We start from the raw sequence: 16322 nt of genomic DNA, 5'->3' as shown, positions 1-16322 counted from the left end.
TCTCAAGAGGTGCCGGTCACGGCCCGATGCCGCGTTATTGCGCCTCAGCCGTCACAACGGCATGCGCAGGGCCTGGCGTACCAGTTCACGCAGCGCGGCAAATGTGGGTTCCAGCGGCTGCGCGCTGGTGTCCAGCGAGAACTCCGCCTTGGAATAGAAGGCCGCGCGCCCGGCCAGGATATGGCGCAAGTCCTCCATGGCCTCCTTGCTGGCCGCCATCGGCCGGAAGTCGCCCTGCTCGCGCACCCGCTCCATATGGTCTTCCGGCTCCGCCTGCAGCCAGACCGTGGTGCAGTGGGCCAGCAGCAGGTTGAAGGTGGCCGGATCAGAGACCAGGCCGCCGGGCGTGGCGATCACGGCCTCGGGATAGATCTGGATGGCTTCTTCCAGCGCGCGCCGCTCGTAGCGGCGGTAGGCATTCATGCCATACAGGCCCTGGATCTCCGAGATGCTGCAGCCGGCAAACTTCTCGATCTCGCGGCTCAGCTCGACAAAGGGGAAATCCAGGTCTTCGGCCAGCATCCCGCCCAGCGTGGTCTTGCCGGCGCCGCGCAGCCCGATCAGCGCCACGCGCGGGCTGCGCGCGGCCTGGCCGGCATTGTCGCCACCCGTGCCGAGCATCTCGCCCACGGCAACGCGCACGCGCCGCAGCGTGGCTTCGTCGCGGTGCTCCAGCAGCTCGCGCAACAGGATCCATTCAGGCGACGACGTGGTGACGTCGCCCAGCAACCCGGCCAGCGAGCACTGCAGCGCATCGGCAATGTGCTGCAGCACCAGGATGGAAGCGTTGCCGCTGCCGTATTCCAGGTTGGCCAGGTGCCGCTCCGACACGCCGGCGGCCTGTGCGGCGGCCTTTCGGGTCAGGCCGCGGCAGGAGCGCAGCTCGCGCACACGCTCGCCGAGCGTGACCAGGAACGGGTTCTTCTCGGTGCCGTTGGCAGCGCTTGCATCTGAATCATGGTGCAGGTCGGCTTCCGGGGTTAACCCAGCTTTATGCAATATAGTGCTTGACATGATTTCGGTGCGGCTCTATTTTTCGTACATGCACAATAATGCATGAAGCCAGTGATAGCAACTGGCGAATCAGACGGAGCCCCTCACCATGTCCCCCACAGAATTCCGCAGCCAGATCGCGCAGCTCACCGCGCAACTGGCAGGCCGCCCGCTGGATACCGCACTCGATGCCTGGCTCAATGCCGAACACGGCGCCGGCAGCCCCACCTACCAGCAACTGAAGGACGCATGCCAGGCCGGCGTGGCCGAAGGCTGGCTGTGCGACCGCGAAGGCGGCGGCATCCGCTATGGCCGCATCTTCAAGCCTGCCGACGACCTGCACGGCTTTTCCGTCGACGTGGTCGACATGCAGGACATTGCCGGCCCGCATCACACCCATCCCAACGGCGAGATCGACCTGATCATGCCGCTCGAGGGCGAGGCACAGTTCGACGGCCGCCCCGCCGGCTGGCTGGTGTGCCCGCCGGGCAGCGCCCACCGCCCCACCGTCAGCAACGGCCGCGCGCTGGTGCTCTACCTGCTGCCGGAAGGCCGCATCGACTTCACGCGCTGAGATCCCCCATGACCGAATTGCTATCCAACTACCTCGGCGGCAAGTGGCAGGCCGGCAGCGGTGCCGGCACGCCCTTGTTCGATCCGGTGCTGGGCGACGAACTGGTGCGCGTGGACGCCACCGGGCTGGACCTCGCGGCCGGCTTCGCCTTTGCCCGCGAACAAGGCGGCGCTGCCCTGCGCGCGCTGACCTATCGCCAGCGCGCCGCGTTGCTGGCCGACATCGTCAAGGTGCTGCAGGCCAATCGCGATGCCTATTACGACATCGCCACGGCCAACAGCGGCACCGTCAGGAACGACTCCGCGGTCGACATCGATGGCGGCATCTTCACGCTGGGCACTTACGCAAAGCTGGGCGATACGCTCGGCGACCGGCACTACCTGCTGGATGGCGAGGCCGCGCGGCTGGGCAAGGACCCGTTGTTCCAGTCCCGGCACGTGCTGGTGCCCACGCGCGGTGTGGCGCTCTTTATCAATGCCTTCAACTTCCCGGGCTGGGGACTGTGGGAGAAGGCGGCGCCGGCATTGCTGGCCGGCGTGCCGGTGATCGTCAAACCCGCTACCGCCACCGCCTGGCTGACCCAGCGCATGGTGCGCGACGTGGTCGAGGCCGGAGTGCTGCCGGCCGGCGCATTGTCGGTGGTGTGCGGCAGCTCGGCCGGACTGCTCGACCAGTTGCAGCCGTTCGACGTGGTGTCGTTCACCGGTTCGGCCGATACGGCCGCGGTGATCCGTTCGCACCCGGCGATCGCGCAGCGCTCGGTGCGCGTGAATATCGAGGCGGACAGCATCAATTCCGCGGTGCTGTTGCCAGGCGACGGCCCGGACACCGAAGCCTTCGACCTGCTGGTCAAGGAATTGGTGCGGGAGATGACGGTCAAGTCAGGCCAGAAATGCACCGCGATCCGGCGCGTGTTCGTGCCTGGGGCGCTGTTCGCGCAAGCTGCCGAGGCCATCGGTGCGCGCCTGTCGAAAGTCACCGTGGGCAACCCGCGCAACGACGCCGTACGCATGGGCGCGCTGGTCAGCCGCGCACAGTTCAACGCCGTACAGGAAGGCCTTGCAAACCTGCGCAAGCATGCACAGGTGCTGCACGACGGCACGCAGCAGCCACTGGTCGATGCCGATCCCGCCGTAGCCTGCTGCATCGGCCCGATCTTGCTCGGCGTCAACGATGCGGACGCCGCCGCCGCGGTGCATGACACCGAAGTCTTCGGCCCCGTAGCCACCCTGCTGCCCTACCGCGATACCGCCCACGCGCTCACGCTGGTGCGCCGCGGCCAGGGCTCGCTGGTGACATCGCTCTATGGCAATGACGCTGCCGCGCTGGGCGCCGCCGCGGTGGAGCTGGCCGACAGCCACGGCCGCGTGCACGTGATCTCGCCCGACGTCGGGCAACTCCACACCGGCCACGGCAACGTGATGCCGCAATCGCTGCACGGCGGCCCCGGCCGCGCCGGCGGCGGCGAGGAACTGGGCGGCCTGCGTGCGCTGAATTTCTACCACCGCCGCAGCGCCATCCAGGCCAGCACCGCGGTGCTCGACACCCTCGCCTGACAGTCAGCCATCCGGCTTTACCGCGCCGCCACGCCCGCGTGGCGGCGCGCAGCACACCGTACACCAGAAACGGGGAGACACGCATGACCGCCATCACAGCAGACGTCCCGGTCCAGCCGCCGGGCACGTCCTTCAACTTTGCGGCGCACCTGCTCGGCTGCAACGCGGGGCGCACCGGCAAGACCGCCTATATCGACGACGACGGCCAGCTTAGCTATGGCGAACTGGCGCAGCAGGTGCGCCGCCTGGCCGCCGCGCTGCTTGATGCCGGCATCCGCCGCGAGGAGCGCGTGCTGCTGCTGATGCACGACTGCACGGACTGGCCGGTGTGCTTCCTGGGCGCGATGTATGCCGGCATCGTGCCGGTTGCCGTCAATACGCTGCTGACCGCCGACGACTACGTCTACATGCTGCAGCACAGCCGCGCGCAGGCGGTACTGGTCTCGGCCGCGCTGCTGCCGCTGCTGCAGGAAGCGCTGGCGCGGCCCGGGCATGAAGTCGGCAAGGTGTTCGTGTCGCGGGCGCGCGGGCCGCTGCCGGACGGCATGGTGGCGCTCGATACCGTGCTCGCCACGCAAGCGCCGTTGTCCGCGCCTGCCGCGACCAGTCCCGACGATCCCGGCTTCTGGCTCTATTCGTCCGGCTCGACCGGGCAGCCCAAGGGCGTGGTGCACAGCCACGGAAATCCGTACTGGACAGTCAGCCTGTATGCGGGCCCCGTGCTCGGCCTGCAGGAACAGGACATCTGCTTCTCCGCGGCCAAGCTCTATTTCGCCTACGGGCTCGGCAATGGCCTCAGCTTCCCGCTCAGCGTGGGCGCGACGGTAGTGCTGATGGCCGAGCGGCCCACGCCCGAAGCCACCTTCCGCCGCTGGCGCGAGCAGAAGCCGACCGTATTCTTCGGCGCGCCCACGGGCTATGCCGGCATGCTCGCATCGCCGGCGCTGCCCGCGCGCGACGAGGTGGCGCTTCGGCTGTGCTCGTCCGCCGGCGAGGCGTTGCCCGCCGACATCGGCCAGCGCTTCACCGCGCATTTTGGCTGCGAGATCATCGACGGCATCGGCTCCACCGAGATGCTGCATATCTTCCTGTCGAACCGGCCCGGCCAGGTGCGCTACGGCACCACCGGGTGGCCGGTGCCGGGCTACACCATCGAACTGCGCGACGAGGAAGGCCGCCCGGTGCCCGACGGCGAAATCGGCGACCTCTATATCCAGGGCCCCAGCGCCGCCATGATGTACTGGGCCAACCGCGAGAAGTCGCGCGAGACCTTCCGCGGCGGCTGGACCAAGAGCGGCGACAAGTACGTGCGCAACCCCGACGGCACCTACAGCTACGCCGGGCGCAGCGACGACATGCTCAAGGTCAGCGGCATCTACGTATCGCCGTTCGAGGTCGAGGCCACGCTGGTGCAGCACCCGGCCGTGCTGGAAGCCGCGGTGATCGGCGTGCCCGACCAGGAAGGGCTGGTCAAGACCAAGGCCTTCGTGGTGCTGAAGGCGGGCGCGCAGCTTGGCGACGGCGAGCTGAAGGCCTTCGTCAAGGAACGGCTGGCCGCCTACAAATACCCGCGTGCGATCGAGTTTGTCGAGGCACTGCCCAAGACCGCCACGGGCAAGATCCAGCGTTTCGTATTGCGCGAGCGCGAACTGAAGGCCGCCGAAGAGCGCGCCGCCGCGGTGGCGTGACCGGCAACGCCGGCCGCCCCGCCATACCACCATACCGGAGACAAACCATGCGTCAGATCGATGTCCACAAGCTGGCCGACGAGGCCCGCTTCAACCGCTTCCACGCGCTTATCCTGTTCTGGTGCGCGATCATCATCATCTTCGACGGCTACGACCTGGCCGTCGCCGGTATCGCGCTGCCATCGATCATGAAGCAGATGGGCGTGACGGCCACCAGCGCGGGCTTCATGGTCAGCTCGGCGCTGTTCGGCATGATGTTCGGCGCGATCTTCCTTGGCACCGTGGCCGACCGCATCGGCCGCAGGCGCGCCATCGCCATCTGTATTGCGCTATTCAGCGTCTTCACCGCGGCGGCTGGCTTTACCAGCGACCCGGTAACGTTCAGCATCACGCGCTTTCTCGCAGGCCTGGGCATCGGCGGCGTGATGCCAAACGTGGTGGCGCAGATGACCGAGTACTCGCCGCGCAAGCTGCGCGGCACACTGGTGACGCTGATGTTTAGCGGCTATTCGGTCGGCGGCATGCTGGCCGCGCTGCTGGGCAAGGGGCTGATCGAGAGCTATGGCTGGCAGTCGGTTTTCCTCGCTGCCGGCCTGCCCGTGCTGCTGGTCCCGCTGGTGCTGCGCTCGCTGCCGGAGTCGATGCCCTACCTGCTCCGCACCGGCCAGACCGACGCTCTGCAATCCGTGGTATCGCGCCTGGTGCCGTCGCATCGCGCGCAAGCCGGCGACGTCTTCACGCTGGCTGCGGACGACAACGCCGGCAGCGCGCCGATCCGCCGCCTGTTCCAGGACGGCCGCGGCTTCAGCACGGTGATGTTCTGGGTTGCGTTCTTCATGTGCCTGTTTATGGTGTACGCGCTCAGCTCGTGGCTGACCAAGCTGATGGCGGGCGCGGGCTACAGCCTGGGCTCGGCGCTGACTTTCGTGCTGGTGCTGAACTTCGGCGCCATGCTCGGCGCGATCGGTGGCGGCTGGCTGGCCGACCGGCTGCCGATCAAGTACGTGCTGATCGCCATGTACTCGCTGGCCGCGGTGTCGATCACGCTGCTGGGCTACCCGATGCCCAGCGCAGCGCTGTTCGTCGTGGTGGGCCTGGCAGGTGCTTCCACCATCGGCACGCAGATCGTCACCTATGCCTATGCGGGCCAGTTCTATCCGATGGCAGTGCGCGGCACCGGCATCGGCTGGGCTTCAGGCGTGGGACGCAGCGGCGCCATCCTGGCACCGATCGTGATCGGCGTGCTGGTGGGGATGTCGTTGCCGCTGCAGCAGAACTTCCTGGCGATGGCGATCCCGGCAGTGATTGCGGTGGGGGCGGTGTCGATGATCAATCACCGGCGCTCGGCGTCGGCGCAGGCGGAAGTCGCTGCGCCGCCGGTGAGGGGGGCTGTGAAGGAAGCCTGAGGGACCTTGCTTGCCACTTGGGTGTTCCCCTCTCCCGCTTGCGGGAGAGGGGAACAAACCAGCGGCTCGCTGAAGGGCGTTGCTTACTTGCTGCCCTTCACTGCCGTGTACGCCGTAATCAAATTCCGATAGTCCGGAATATGGTTCGAGAACAGCGTGCCCAGACCCTCGATGTCGTTGCGCCAGTCGCGATGCAGTTCGCAAGCCACGCCGAACCACGACATCAGCTGCGCGCCAGCGTCAGACATCCGTTGCCAGGCCGAATCGCGCGTGATTTCGTTGAAGGTGCCAGAGGCATCGGTCACGACAAAGACTTCGAAACCCTCTTCGATCGCCGACAACGCCGGGAAGGCCACGCAAACCTCGGTGACCACGCCGGCGATCAGCAGTTGCTTCTTGCCGGTGGCACGCACCGCGGCCACGAAGTCCTCGTTATCCCAGGCGTTGATCTGGCCCGGGCGCGGAATGAACGGTGCGTTCGGGAACATGGCCTTGAGCTCGGGCACCATCGGTCCGTTGGGGCCATCCTCGAAGCTGGTGGTCAGGACGGTCGGCAGCTTGAAGTACTTGGCCAGGTCGGCCAGTGCCAGCACGTTGTTCTTGAACTTGTCGGGCTCGATATCCCGCACCAGCGACAGCAGGCCGGCCTGGTGATCGACCATCAGGACGGCGGCCTGGCTCTTGTCCAGGCGCTTGTAGGGCTTGCTCATGACGTTCTCCTGTGAACAGAAGGTGCGGACCCGCGGCGTTCGCCGAGGGTCCGCACCCGGGGTGTGCAGGCCGTTGCCAGCCTGGCGTCAGCGCTTGGAGTCCAGGACCTCGTGGTTCTTCTCCACGTCCTGGGCCTTGAGATAGCTTTCGATCAGCAGGCGGTAGGCCGGGAAGATCTGCGTGTAGACCTCGGCCCATTGCTGCGCGTCGGGGCGGTTCCAGCTCTGCTGCAGTTCAGAGGCCACGGCGGCGGTATCCATCGGCACCACGCCGGCCTGGACGATGCGCGCCAGGGTGATTTCCTGCGCCATCTTGGAATAGGTGCCCGAGGCATCCACCACGGCGAACACCTTGTAGCCGTCGGCCACCGCGCTGATCGACGGGAACGCCATGCACACGCTGGTGATGGTGCCGGCGATGATCAGGGTCTTCTTGCCCGTCTCACGCACCGCGGCGACAAAGTCGGGGTTGTCCCAGGCGTTGATCTCGCCCTTGCGCGCGACGTATTTGGCATGGGGGGCGTTTTCGTGGATTTCCGGAATCAACGGGCCGTTCGGGCCTTGCGGCACGGATGCCGTGGTGATCACTGGCAGCTTGCACAGCGTCGCCATCTTGGCCAGCGCGGCAGCACGGGCGCGCAGCTCAGGCATCGGCATATCACCAACGGTCTGGAACAGGCCGCTCTGGTGGTCGATCAGCAGCATGGCCGTATCGGCGGGATCCAGTACCGGACGCTTGCCGTTGAAATTCGCGGGTGTGGTCATGTGGCTTTCTCCTATGCGGTTGGCGAAACCGGCGACTCGGGGCAGTCCCAAGCCGACCGTGTGGGCAAAGCATAGGTCTTGGCAGATCGCACCGGTAGGACGGAAAATCTGCCCTCAGCGTCCTACTGGCAGGACGACAGGAGCCGCCCGCTTGCATCCCGACCTGAATGACCTGTATTACTTCGCGCAGGTAGTCGACCACCAGGGCTTTGCGCCCGCCGGGCGCGTGCTCGGCATACCCAAGTCCAAGCTGAGCCGGCGCGTGGCCATGCTGGAAGAGCGCCTCGGCGTGCGCCTGATCCAGCGCTCGACGCGGCGCTTCTCCGTGACAGAACTGGGACAGACGTACTACACCCACTGCAAGGCCATGCTGGTGGAGGCCGAAGCGGCCGAGAGCGCGATCGTGCAAACCCGCGCCGAACCCAGCGGCCTGGTGCGCATGAGCTGCCCGGTGGCGCTGCTGCACGCGCGCGTGGGCGACATGATTGCGGATTTCATGGCGGCGAACCCCAAGGTCATCGTGCACCTGGAAGCCACCAACCGGCGCGTGGACGTGGTGGCAGAGGGGATCGACCTGGCCATCCGCGTGCGCGTGCCGCCACTGGAAGACAGCGACCTGGTGATGCGCGTGCTGGCCGAGCGCGCCTGGTGCTTCGTGGCCAGCCCGGCGCTGCTGGCCGGCCATGGGCCGCTGCTGGCGCCCGCGGACCTCAACGCGCTGCCAACGCTGGACCTGGGCCCGCCGCGCCCCTCGCACACCTGGCTGTATGGCCCCGATGGCGCCAGCGCCGACCTGCACCACAAGCCCCGGCTGGTCACCGACGACATGATCATGCTGCGCACCGCGGCCGTGGCCGGTGCCGGCATCGTGCAGCTGCCGGTCATGATGATGACCGACGAGCTGCGCGATGGCCGGCTGGTGAAGGTCCTGCCGGACTGGTCGGTCAGGGGCGGCGTGATCCACGCCGTGTTCCCGTCACGGCGCGGGCTGCTGCCTTCGGTGCGTGAACTGATCGACTTCCTGTCGCAGCGCTTCGCGCAGATCAGCGAACACTGAGCACTACAAGGCGGCCGCACCAGGGGCACTGCCCGTCACGCGGGCAGGATTGGCCCGGAAGTGGTATCATTCGGCATTCTATGCACGGATCGGCAACGCCCGACATCCGTGCGCCAGCCGCAAGACAATCTCACAAAAGCATTCAGCGGCGGCATATCGGGCGTACACCCGATGCGTCTTTGGGCCGAACGGCCCACCACCCTTATCCGACCGGCGGCATGTCCGCTCCGCAACGATCGCCCCTGTACCCGGCGCATCGGCTTGCGCAGGCATGGTCCACTTCACGCCAGATTCAACGCCCGTGCTGCCGCGCGGGCCCGACGCTGGCACACAGCAACGGCGAACGGCCGCCACCGCGCGACGCTCAGCATCGGCAATCCGATGCACCGCGCCACCTGCGGCCGCGCCCATGAACAGGCATCACATTGAATCGAATCAACCCTACCCCTTACACCGTTTCCGTCTATCCCATCCAGCAGGAACCCGGCCTCTGGTTCGCGACCTACATGATTGCGGAATACCGCAATGGCGCCGAACGCATCGTCGCCAACGTGGCAATGCGCCACGACACGCACCGCTCTGAAGCCCGCGCGAGGCAGTCAGCCCGCCGTGCCGGCGAACGCGCCGCGGCACGCCTGCGCCAGCAGTAAGCCAGGCATAGCAAGCCCCATCCCATCGGCCAGTTGGTGTCCAGTTGGCCGTCACAACAGCTCGCGCACAAGCGGCGCGGCTACAGCAAGGAGCCTCCTTGGCAAAAGAAGAACTGGTCGAATTTGGCGGCAAGGTGTCGGAAGTCCTGCCCGACAACCGTTTCCGCGTGATCCTGGAAAACGGCTTCGAAGTCTGGGCGTACTCGTCCGGACGGCTGAAGAAGAACCGCATCCGCGTGCTGGCGGGCGACCGCGTCACGCTGGAGATGTCGCCCTACGACCTCACCAAGGGACGCATCAACTACCGGCACAAGTCGTAAAGCCAGCGTCCCCTCGCCATGGCATGCGCCGCGCCGGCGCGTGCCGTCCCGCTAACGATTCATCCCTCAATCAAGGAGAACCGATCATGTCCGTCATCGAAGAATGGGAAGCCGTGCACCTGACGCCCGAAGGCTGGCAGGCAGGCAGTTACCGGCATGCACCGTGGCAGGCGGTTGAAGTCGCACCGCCCGCGTCAGGCGTGCTGACCGTCAGGCGCCATGTGACGGCCACCTATTGCGGGCCGTCGCGCGCGGTGGAAGACCGTACTCCCGAGATCGCCGACATGGCGCTGATCGAGGCGCTGCTGGAGCGCCACGGCGACCCAGTATTCCAGATCTGACTGACCGGGCTTGACGATTGCGTGCGGCCTCAGCCAAGCACGCGCACATGCGGCCGGGCCGTCCTGAGCCCCGCGCCGACCGGCCTCAGCTCGCCGTCCCATGGTGAGGCGGCGAGGTCCAGAACCGAATCTCCCTCGCGTGCCTTGTCGTGCAACTGGTCGCGCACCACCTGGCCGATGGCCAGGCGGCACAGCGCCTCGCCGCTGGCGGCAAGCTGACCCTGCAGGGCCCCTTGCTCGGCCAGCACGCCGAACGACCGCCGCCCCACACCCACGAAGCTGGTGAACAGCACCCCAGTGGGACGCTCCGCATCGATAAAGCAGACTGCTACGTGATAGGTGATGCCTTTGCCCTCACCGGGCAACGTGCACAGAAAACCAGATGATCCCGAACGCATGTCCATGAACGGACTCCTTGCAGTCTGACGGATAGCGCCGCGCCTGTTTCCCCGCTCCGCAAACGGCCTGTATCAGGCCGCTGCGGAACCGGATAATACCTAGATCGACGTCACGGATTCGCCGGCGACCAGGCCATTGATGATATCTTCGCCGAACTGCAGCGCACCGCGGCGCGCCGAGCCGATGTTCTCCCAACGCGATTCACCCATGGGGTACACGCGCGCATGGTCGCTGCCAGGGCGATAGCCCTCGCGGCAAATCACGATCGACGCGAGGAAGCTGTTGTCGGGCTTGATGCGCGGCCAGGCCTGCTCAGGCCGATGGCGATAAACCAGGGGATACAGATCGAAACCCTTGTAGCTGGCAAAGGGCGTACTGCCGGGAACAGTGTTGCCGGGACTGCGGCTGGGACTGCTGTCGCTCACGACATCTCCATGCGGCATCGTGCCGCGCTGATAGGAAGGATTGCTGAACTCATGTGGATCACGCGCACGACATGAGCTATGGCCCTGCGCGGGCGTCAGTGGTAAAGAATGCACCACGGCGCCAGGGCCCGTCGTCGGACCTTCAGGACGCCATCGGCGCGCCGGCCGTTGTTACCGATACCCCCGGCACCGCGCCATTGATGATGGCCTCGGCATAGCGCAACGCACCGCGTCGCGCGCCACCGACGTTATCCCACGGTGCGGCGTCCAGGCGGAACGTGCGCGCCTGCATGCCTTCGGGCGACTCGCCTTCCAGGCAGATCACCACGGCAGCATCGAAGGAACGGTCGGGCCGCGGCTCGGGCCATATGCGCTCGGCGGCGTGCTTGTACACCAGGGGATAGAGGTCGTATCCCTTGTAAGTTGCAGCCGGATAGATATCCATGGCAGCCTCCGCCGTTTGGTGATCCTGCCCCCACTCTACGCTTGTTGCCGCGCCAGCAGTGGCTTTATTTCACCGTTGCGGGGAATAGCGGCAACGGAAATAAAAAAGCTCCGCGTTGGCGGAGCTTTTTTCATTGGACTGGCGCCTCGGCGCTCAGCTCAACTCAGGTCGGTGCGATTCAGATCGGCTCGATCTTGGTCGCGGCCGGGCCCTTTTGGCCGACGCCAGCGACGTAACGCACCTTCTGGCCTTCTTGCAGCGACTTGAAGCCGTTGCCCTGGATTTCGGAGAAGTGCGCGAACAGGTCGTTGCCGCCTGCATCAGGCGTAATGAAGCCAAAACCCTTCGAATCGTTAAACCACTTGACGGTACCGGTTTCCATGTTGGATTCCTCAATAAGTTTTTTCTCACCGGCAAAAGCGCCGGCAAGGCATGACGATCAAGGAAGACACAAGGAGAAAAAGTGGCGCCGTGTGGGCAAGCACCTGGACTTCTAGGTTGCTGCTTGAAAGATCCTGCACTCAACCTTATACAGGCCCCACTCAGGCATGTCAATGAACTTCGCCGGATCGGGTCCAAATCACATGGAAAGTGCCGGGTTGAGGGTCTCGCCGGGCGAAATCCCGTGTGCGCCGCATGTGCACGTCCACTTCCGGCCCCGAAGGCGCCGGCATGCTACAGTGGCCGATCGAACGGAACAGACACGGATGACACTCTGCACTGCCTGCCAGGCCATTGAACGCCACGTGCGCGGCGCCCCCGGGCACGCGGCACTGCGCATCACCGACACCCGACGCATAAAGCCCGCCGGTTCCGCCGCCATCACCATCAGCAGCTTCGTCTGCCAGGACTGCGGCGCGCTCTGGACGTACCGTGACCAGAAGAGCGGTCCGGAACAGGGGTGGGACATCCATATGGAAGCGCAGCAGCCATAGCGCCATCTGCGGCGCAAAAAGAAAAACCCCGGGCCAGGGCCCGGGGTTGCGACACCTGCCGGCCCGCCAGGCGGGCCAGTCCGGTCAGGCCGTCACGGTCGACAGCGCGGCGTTCAGCGTCTGGCTCGGGCGCATTGCGGCGCTGAGCTTGTCGGCTTCCGGCATGTAATAGCCGCCGATATCCACCGGCTTGCCCTGCACGGCGCCCAGTTCGCCAACGATCTTCTGCTCGTTGTCGGTCAGCGTCTTGGCCAGCGGCGCAAACTTGGTGGCCAGTTCCGCGTCGTCCGACTGGACGGCGAGTTCCTGCGCCCAGTACATCGCCAGGTAGAACTGGCTGCCGCGGTTGTCCAGCTGGCCGGTCTTGGGCGACGGGCTCTTGTTGTTGTCCAGCAGCTTGCCGGTAGCAGCATCCAGCGTCTTGGCCAGGATCTTGGCGCGCGCGTTGCCGGTCTTGATGCCCACGTCTTCCAGCGACACCGCCAGCGCCAGGAACTCGCCCAGCGAATCCCAGCGCAGGTGATTCTCTTCCACCAGCTGCTTGACGTGCTTCGGTGCCGAACCGCCGGCGCCGGTTTCATACATGCCGCCGCCGGCCATCAGCGGGACGATCGACAGCATCTTGGCGCTGGTGCCCAGTTCCATGATCGGGAACAGGTCGGTCAGGTAGTCGCGCAGGATGTTGCCAGTCACCGAGATGGTGTCCAGGCCGCGGATCACGCGCTCCAGCGTGTAGCGCATGGCGCGCACCTGCGACATGATCTGGATGTCCAGGCCGGTGGTGTCGTAGCCCTTCAGGTAGGCCTCGACCTTCTTGATCAGCTCGGCCTCGTGCGGACGGTACGGGTCCAGCCAGAACACGGCCGGCATGCCCGAGTTGCGCGCGCGCGTGACGGCCAGCTTGACCCAGTCGCGGATCGGCGCATCCTTGACTTGGCACATGCGCCAGATGTCGCCCTGCTCAACGTCCTGCGTCAGCAGCACTTCACCGGTGGCCAGGTCGACGATGTTGGCGACGCCGTCTTCGGCGATCTCGAAGGTCTTGTCGTGCGAGCCGTATTCTTCGGCCTTCTGCGCCATCAGGCCCACGTTGGGCACAGTGCCCATGGTGGTCGGGTCGAAGTTGCCGTTGGTCTTGCAGAAGTTGATGATCTCCTGGTAGATGCGGGCAAAGGTGCTTTCCGGAATCACGGCCTTGGTGTCCTTCGGACGGCCGTCGGCACCCCACATCTTGCCGCCGATGCGGATCATGGCCGGCATCGAGGCATCGACGATCACGTCGTTGGGCGCGTGCAGGTTGGAGATGCCCTTGGCCGAATCCACCATGGCCAGTTCCGGGCGATGCTCGTGGCAGGCGTGCAGGTCGCGGATGATCTCTTCGCGCTTGGAGCTGGGCAGCGCCTCGATCTTCTCGTACAGGTTGACCAGGCCGTTGTTGACGTTCACGCCCAGTTCATCGAACAGCGCGCCGTGCTTGGCAAAGGCTTCCTTGTAGAAGATCTTGACGGCGTGGCCGAACACGATCGGGTGCGACACCTTCATCATGGTCGCCTTGACGTGCAGCGACAGCATCACGCCGGTCTTGCGCGCGTCTTCGAACTGCTCTTCATAGAAGTCGCACAGCGCCTTCTTGCTCATGAACATGCTGTCGATGATCTCGCCATCCAGCAGCGAGACCTTGGGCTTGAGCACGATGGTCTTGCCGCTCTTGGTGACCAGTTCCATCTTGACGTCACGCGCCTTGTCCAGGGTCATGGACTTTTCGCCGTGGTAGAAGTCACCATGCTTCATGTGCGCCACGTGCGTGCGCGAAGCCATGCTCCACTCGCCCATGCTGTGCGGGTGCTTGCGCGCGAAGTTCTTGACCGCTGCCGGTGCGCGGCGGTCGGAGTTGCCCTCGCGCAGGACCGGGTTCACGGCGCTGCCCAGGCACTTGGAGTAGCGCTTCTGGATGGCCTTTTCTTCGTCGGTCTTCGGGTCTTCCGGATAGTCCGGCACCTTGTAGCCCTTGCCCTGCAGTTCACGGATGGCGCTCACCAGCTGGTGCACCGAGGCGCTGATGTTGGGCAGCTTGATGATGTTGGTGTCCGGCAGCTGCGTCAGCTTGCCCAGCTCGGCCAGGTTGTCCGGCACGCGCTGTGCTTCGGTCAGGAATTCGGGGAATTCGCCCAGGATACGGCCGGCCACCGAGATATCGCTGGTGGTCACGTTGATGCCGGCCGGCTTGGTGAAGGTCTGGATGATCGGGAGGAACGCACTGGTCGCCAGCAGCGGAGCTTCGTCGGTCAGCGTGTAGATGATGGTGGGTTGCTGGTTACTCATTGCTTCTCTCAGATCCTCGAACGGGTGGTGGGACATCCGCCTGCTGGGTCACAGCCGGCGGCAAACTAGGCGAAAAATAGAATTTTGCCTCAGTTTGCTTTCAGGGGCCTGAAATCCCACTGCTTTTTGCGCGGCTATCGGCAAAAATCCGGACGCCGGTGCCGCATTGGGCCGCCCGCGCAGCATGATTGTTCGCAGATTGCACCGGCACGGTGCCCGCATGGCGCCTACGCTGCGGCGCAACATGACCGGGCCGTGCGCCCCGCGGATCACAGTCCTGTCAAACTTGGCGTCGACAATGCAGGGTTTTGTCCTCTTCAACGCCAAGGAAAACCACAATGTCTCGTCATTTGCTGCTGGCCCAGGCGGCCATCGCACTGGGCTGCCTGGGGGTGGCGCAGGCCTGGGCGCAGGCCCCTGCTGCCTACCCCGCCACGCTGGCCGGCCACGCGGTGCTGCCGGCCCAGACCCTGCTTGCCGTGCCGAAGGACGCGCCCGCTGACCTGCAGGTCAGCGGCAAGTTCACCACCGCGCAGCGTGTGGACACGCCGGGCACGGTCGAAGGCAAGTCCAATGGCCGCCCCACCGGCGTGTCGCTGCCGTTCCGCGGCCAGCCGGCACAGGGGCATTCCGGCATCAAGCGCATGGCCGACGGCAGTTTCTGGGTGCTGACCGACAACGGCGCCGGCGCCAAGGCCAACTCGCCGGACTTCATGCTGTACCTGAACCACTACAAGGTGGACTTTGGCAGCGGCCGCCTGCAGCGCCTGAAGACCATCTTCCTGCACGACCCCGACAAGAAGGTGCCGTTCCGCATCGTCCACGAGGGCACCAGGCAGCGCTACCTGACGGGGTCGGATTTCGATACGGAGAGCTTCCAGTTCGCCGGCGGCGCGCTGTGGATCGGCGATGAATTCGGCCCGTTCCTGATCAAGGCGGACCTGGACGGCAAGGTACTGGCCGTGTTCGACACCATGGTCGACGGCAAGGTGGTGCGCTCGCCCGACCATCCCGCCGTCACCGCGCCCGGCGCGCCGGACGGCAGCGTGAAGTTCCAGGTGCGGCGCTCCAAGGGTTTCGAGGGCATGGCGTCCTCGCCCGACGGCAGCAAGCTGTACGCGCTGCTGGAAGGCGCGCTGTGGGACGAGGCCGCCAAGGGTTACGAGAACGAAGGCGGCAAGCCCTACCTGCGCGTGCTGGAGTTTGATGTCAGGCAGCAGGCCTGGACCGGCCGCCACTGGAAATACGTGCTGGAAGGCGCCAGCCATGCCATCGGCGACTTCAACATGATCGATGCCACCACCGGCCTTATCATCGAGCGCGACAACGGCGAAGGCACGCCGGACAAGGCCTGCCCGGCCGGGCAGAAGCGCCCGGACTGCTTTGACGACGTGGCCAAGTTCAAGCGCGTGTACAAGGTCGAACTGAGCGATGCCAACGCCGGCGGGCCGCTGCGCAAGATCGGCTATATCGACCTGCTGCGCATTGCCGATCCGGGCAAGCTTGCGCGCAAGCCGTTGACGGATGGCGTGCTGGCGTTCCCGTTTTTCACCATCGAGAACGTCGACGTGGTCGACGCCACGCATATCGTGGTGGGCAACGACAACAACCTGCCCTTCAGCAGCAGCCGCGAGCCGAACCAGGCGGATGACAATGAGCTGGTGTTGCTGGAGGTGGCGGATTTCTTGAAGGCGCGGTGAGCGTCTGCTGTGATGGGGGATTCTCCCCTCTCCCGC

At 65.7% G+C, this 16322-nt stretch carries 18 protein-coding genes; 10 read left to right on the top strand and 8 right to left on the bottom strand.

The features are described 5' to 3' along the window. Positions 1 to 51: 51 nt before the first annotated feature. Positions 52 to 1014, bottom strand: coding sequence for a helix-turn-helix transcriptional regulator (locus AC3WL8_RS23850; protein WP_013953517.1), 963 nt, complete (start codon positions 1012 to 1014; stop codon positions 52 to 54). A gap of 88 nt (positions 1015 to 1102) precedes the next feature. On the opposite strand from AC3WL8_RS23850, the gene AC3WL8_RS23845 reads away from it, so the two are divergent. The 4 genes from AC3WL8_RS23845 to AC3WL8_RS23830 all read left to right on the top strand — a co-directional run bounded on the left by AC3WL8_RS23845 (position 1103) and on the right by AC3WL8_RS23830 (position 6217). Continuing rightward, complete coding sequence (locus tag AC3WL8_RS23845; RefSeq protein WP_153955761.1) at positions 1103 to 1567, top strand: DUF4863 family protein; 465 nt, start codon at positions 1103 to 1105, stop codon at positions 1565 to 1567. Between the two features lie 8 nt (positions 1568 to 1575). Continuing rightward, positions 1576 to 3123: a 3,4-dehydroadipyl-CoA semialdehyde dehydrogenase gene (locus AC3WL8_RS23840; protein WP_041228688.1), complete on the top strand. Its 1548-nt coding sequence runs from the start codon at positions 1576 to 1578 to the stop codon at positions 3121 to 3123. 83 nt (positions 3124 to 3206) lie between these two features. Beyond that, positions 3207 to 4811, top strand: coding sequence for a benzoate-CoA ligase family protein (locus AC3WL8_RS23835; protein ID WP_013953519.1), 1605 nt, complete (start codon positions 3207 to 3209; stop codon positions 4809 to 4811). A 47-nt stretch (positions 4812 to 4858) separates the two neighbouring features. Then, complete coding sequence (locus AC3WL8_RS23830; RefSeq protein ID WP_013953520.1) at positions 4859 to 6217, top strand: MFS transporter; 1359 nt, start codon at positions 4859 to 4861, stop codon at positions 6215 to 6217. Between the two features lie 83 nt (positions 6218 to 6300). On the opposite strand, the gene ycaC is transcribed toward AC3WL8_RS23830, so the two are convergent. Both ycaC and AC3WL8_RS23820 read right to left on the bottom strand, forming a co-directional pair. After that, positions 6301 to 6927, bottom strand: coding sequence for an isochorismate family cysteine hydrolase YcaC (ycaC, locus tag AC3WL8_RS23825; protein ID WP_013953521.1), 627 nt, complete (start codon positions 6925 to 6927; stop codon positions 6301 to 6303). An 87-nt stretch (positions 6928 to 7014) separates the two neighbouring features. Then, entirely contained in the window at positions 7015 to 7692 is a 678-nt protein-coding gene (locus AC3WL8_RS23820) for an isochorismatase family protein (protein WP_013953523.1), read from the bottom strand. A gap of 151 nt (positions 7693 to 7843) precedes the next feature. Here AC3WL8_RS23820 and AC3WL8_RS23815 point away from each other — a divergent pair, with 151 nt between their 5' ends. The 4 genes from AC3WL8_RS23815 to AC3WL8_RS23800 all read left to right on the top strand — a co-directional run bounded on the left by AC3WL8_RS23815 (position 7844) and on the right by AC3WL8_RS23800 (position 10060). Next, positions 7844 to 8749: a LysR family transcriptional regulator gene (locus AC3WL8_RS23815; RefSeq protein ID WP_492378918.1), complete on the top strand. Its 906-nt coding sequence runs from the start codon at positions 7844 to 7846 to the stop codon at positions 8747 to 8749. Between the two features lie 425 nt (positions 8750 to 9174). Next, positions 9175 to 9399: a hypothetical protein gene (locus AC3WL8_RS23810; protein ID WP_013953524.1), complete on the top strand. Its 225-nt coding sequence runs from the start codon at positions 9175 to 9177 to the stop codon at positions 9397 to 9399. A 98-nt stretch (positions 9400 to 9497) separates the two neighbouring features. After that, entirely contained in the window at positions 9498 to 9719 is a 222-nt protein-coding gene (infA, locus tag AC3WL8_RS23805) for a translation initiation factor IF-1 (protein WP_008646230.1), read from the top strand. An 86-nt stretch (positions 9720 to 9805) separates the two neighbouring features. Then, positions 9806 to 10060: a hypothetical protein gene (locus AC3WL8_RS23800; protein WP_013953525.1), complete on the top strand. Its 255-nt coding sequence runs from the start codon at positions 9806 to 9808 to the stop codon at positions 10058 to 10060. Between the two features lie 29 nt (positions 10061 to 10089). On the opposite strand, the gene AC3WL8_RS23795 is transcribed toward AC3WL8_RS23800, so the two are convergent. The 4 genes from AC3WL8_RS23795 to AC3WL8_RS23780 all read right to left on the bottom strand — a co-directional run bounded on the left by AC3WL8_RS23795 (position 10090) and on the right by AC3WL8_RS23780 (position 11711). Continuing rightward, complete coding sequence (locus AC3WL8_RS23795) at positions 10090 to 10464, bottom strand: hypothetical protein (RefSeq protein ID WP_013953526.1); 375 nt, start codon at positions 10462 to 10464, stop codon at positions 10090 to 10092. A 93-nt stretch (positions 10465 to 10557) separates the two neighbouring features. Next, positions 10558 to 10884 (bottom strand): hypothetical protein, encoded by a 327-nt coding sequence (locus AC3WL8_RS23790; protein WP_041228690.1) that lies wholly within the window; start codon positions 10882 to 10884, stop codon positions 10558 to 10560. 142 nt (positions 10885 to 11026) lie between these two features. Continuing rightward, on the bottom strand, positions 11027 to 11329 hold the full coding sequence (locus AC3WL8_RS23785; protein ID WP_013953528.1) for a hypothetical protein: 303 nt from the start codon (positions 11327 to 11329) through the stop codon (positions 11027 to 11029). A 178-nt stretch (positions 11330 to 11507) separates the two neighbouring features. After that, positions 11508 to 11711, bottom strand: coding sequence for a cold-shock protein (locus tag AC3WL8_RS23780; RefSeq protein ID WP_010812830.1), 204 nt, complete (start codon positions 11709 to 11711; stop codon positions 11508 to 11510). A 325-nt stretch (positions 11712 to 12036) separates the two neighbouring features. Between AC3WL8_RS23780 and AC3WL8_RS23775 the strand changes: the two genes are divergently transcribed. Then, on the top strand, positions 12037 to 12264 hold the full coding sequence (locus tag AC3WL8_RS23775; RefSeq protein ID WP_018308943.1) for a hypothetical protein: 228 nt from the start codon (positions 12037 to 12039) through the stop codon (positions 12262 to 12264). An 84-nt stretch (positions 12265 to 12348) separates the two neighbouring features. Here the strand turns inward: AC3WL8_RS23775 and AC3WL8_RS23770 are convergent, their stop codons facing one another. Then, on the bottom strand, positions 12349 to 14586 hold the full coding sequence (locus AC3WL8_RS23770) for an NADP-dependent isocitrate dehydrogenase (RefSeq protein WP_041228691.1): 2238 nt from the start codon (positions 14584 to 14586) through the stop codon (positions 12349 to 12351). Between the two features lie 338 nt (positions 14587 to 14924). On the opposite strand from AC3WL8_RS23770, the gene AC3WL8_RS23765 reads away from it, so the two are divergent. Continuing rightward, positions 14925 to 16286, top strand: coding sequence for an esterase-like activity of phytase family protein (locus tag AC3WL8_RS23765; protein WP_013953532.1), 1362 nt, complete (start codon positions 14925 to 14927; stop codon positions 16284 to 16286). Positions 16287 to 16322 lie beyond the last annotated feature (36 nt).

This window comes from Cupriavidus sp. FW305-F7, from assembly GCF_058782875.1.
The sequence above is the reverse complement of the archived record's forward strand: the minus strand, read 5'-3'. Positions and strand labels throughout refer to the sequence as shown.

What these genes read in the sequence shown, in the direction of transcription:
- AC3WL8_RS23850 (WP_013953517.1), bottom strand. Translation starts at nt 1,014, where the DNA reads ATGTCAAGCACTATATTGCATAAAGCTGGGTTAACCCCGGAAGCCGAC.
- AC3WL8_RS23845 (WP_153955761.1), top strand. Translation starts at nt 1,103, where the DNA reads ATGTCCCCCACAGAATTCCGCAGCCAGATCGCGCAGCTCACCGCGCAA.
- AC3WL8_RS23840 (WP_041228688.1), top strand. Translation starts at nt 1,576, where the DNA reads ATGACCGAATTGCTATCCAACTACCTCGGCGGCAAGTGGCAGGCCGGC.
- AC3WL8_RS23835 (WP_013953519.1), top strand. Translation starts at nt 3,207, where the DNA reads ATGACCGCCATCACAGCAGACGTCCCGGTCCAGCCGCCGGGCACGTCC.
- AC3WL8_RS23830 (WP_013953520.1), top strand. Translation starts at nt 4,859, where the DNA reads ATGCGTCAGATCGATGTCCACAAGCTGGCCGACGAGGCCCGCTTCAAC.
- ycaC (WP_013953521.1), bottom strand. Translation starts at nt 6,927, where the DNA reads ATGAGCAAGCCCTACAAGCGCCTGGACAAGAGCCAGGCCGCCGTCCTG.
- AC3WL8_RS23820 (WP_013953523.1), bottom strand. Translation starts at nt 7,692, where the DNA reads ATGACCACACCCGCGAATTTCAACGGCAAGCGTCCGGTACTGGATCCC.
- AC3WL8_RS23800 (WP_013953525.1), top strand. Translation starts at nt 9,806, where the DNA reads ATGTCCGTCATCGAAGAATGGGAAGCCGTGCACCTGACGCCCGAAGGC.
- AC3WL8_RS23795 (WP_013953526.1), bottom strand. Translation starts at nt 10,464, where the DNA reads ATGGACATGCGTTCGGGATCATCTGGTTTTCTGTGCACGTTGCCCGGT.
- AC3WL8_RS23785 (WP_013953528.1), bottom strand. Translation starts at nt 11,329, where the DNA reads ATGGATATCTATCCGGCTGCAACTTACAAGGGATACGACCTCTATCCC.
- AC3WL8_RS23780 (WP_010812830.1), bottom strand. Translation starts at nt 11,711, where the DNA reads ATGGAAACCGGTACCGTCAAGTGGTTTAACGATTCGAAGGGTTTTGGC.
- AC3WL8_RS23775 (WP_018308943.1), top strand. Translation starts at nt 12,037, where the DNA reads ATGACACTCTGCACTGCCTGCCAGGCCATTGAACGCCACGTGCGCGGC.
- AC3WL8_RS23770 (WP_041228691.1), bottom strand. Translation starts at nt 14,586, where the DNA reads ATGAGTAACCAGCAACCCACCATCATCTACACGCTGACCGACGAAGCT.
- AC3WL8_RS23765 (WP_013953532.1), top strand. Translation starts at nt 14,925, where the DNA reads ATGTCTCGTCATTTGCTGCTGGCCCAGGCGGCCATCGCACTGGGCTGC.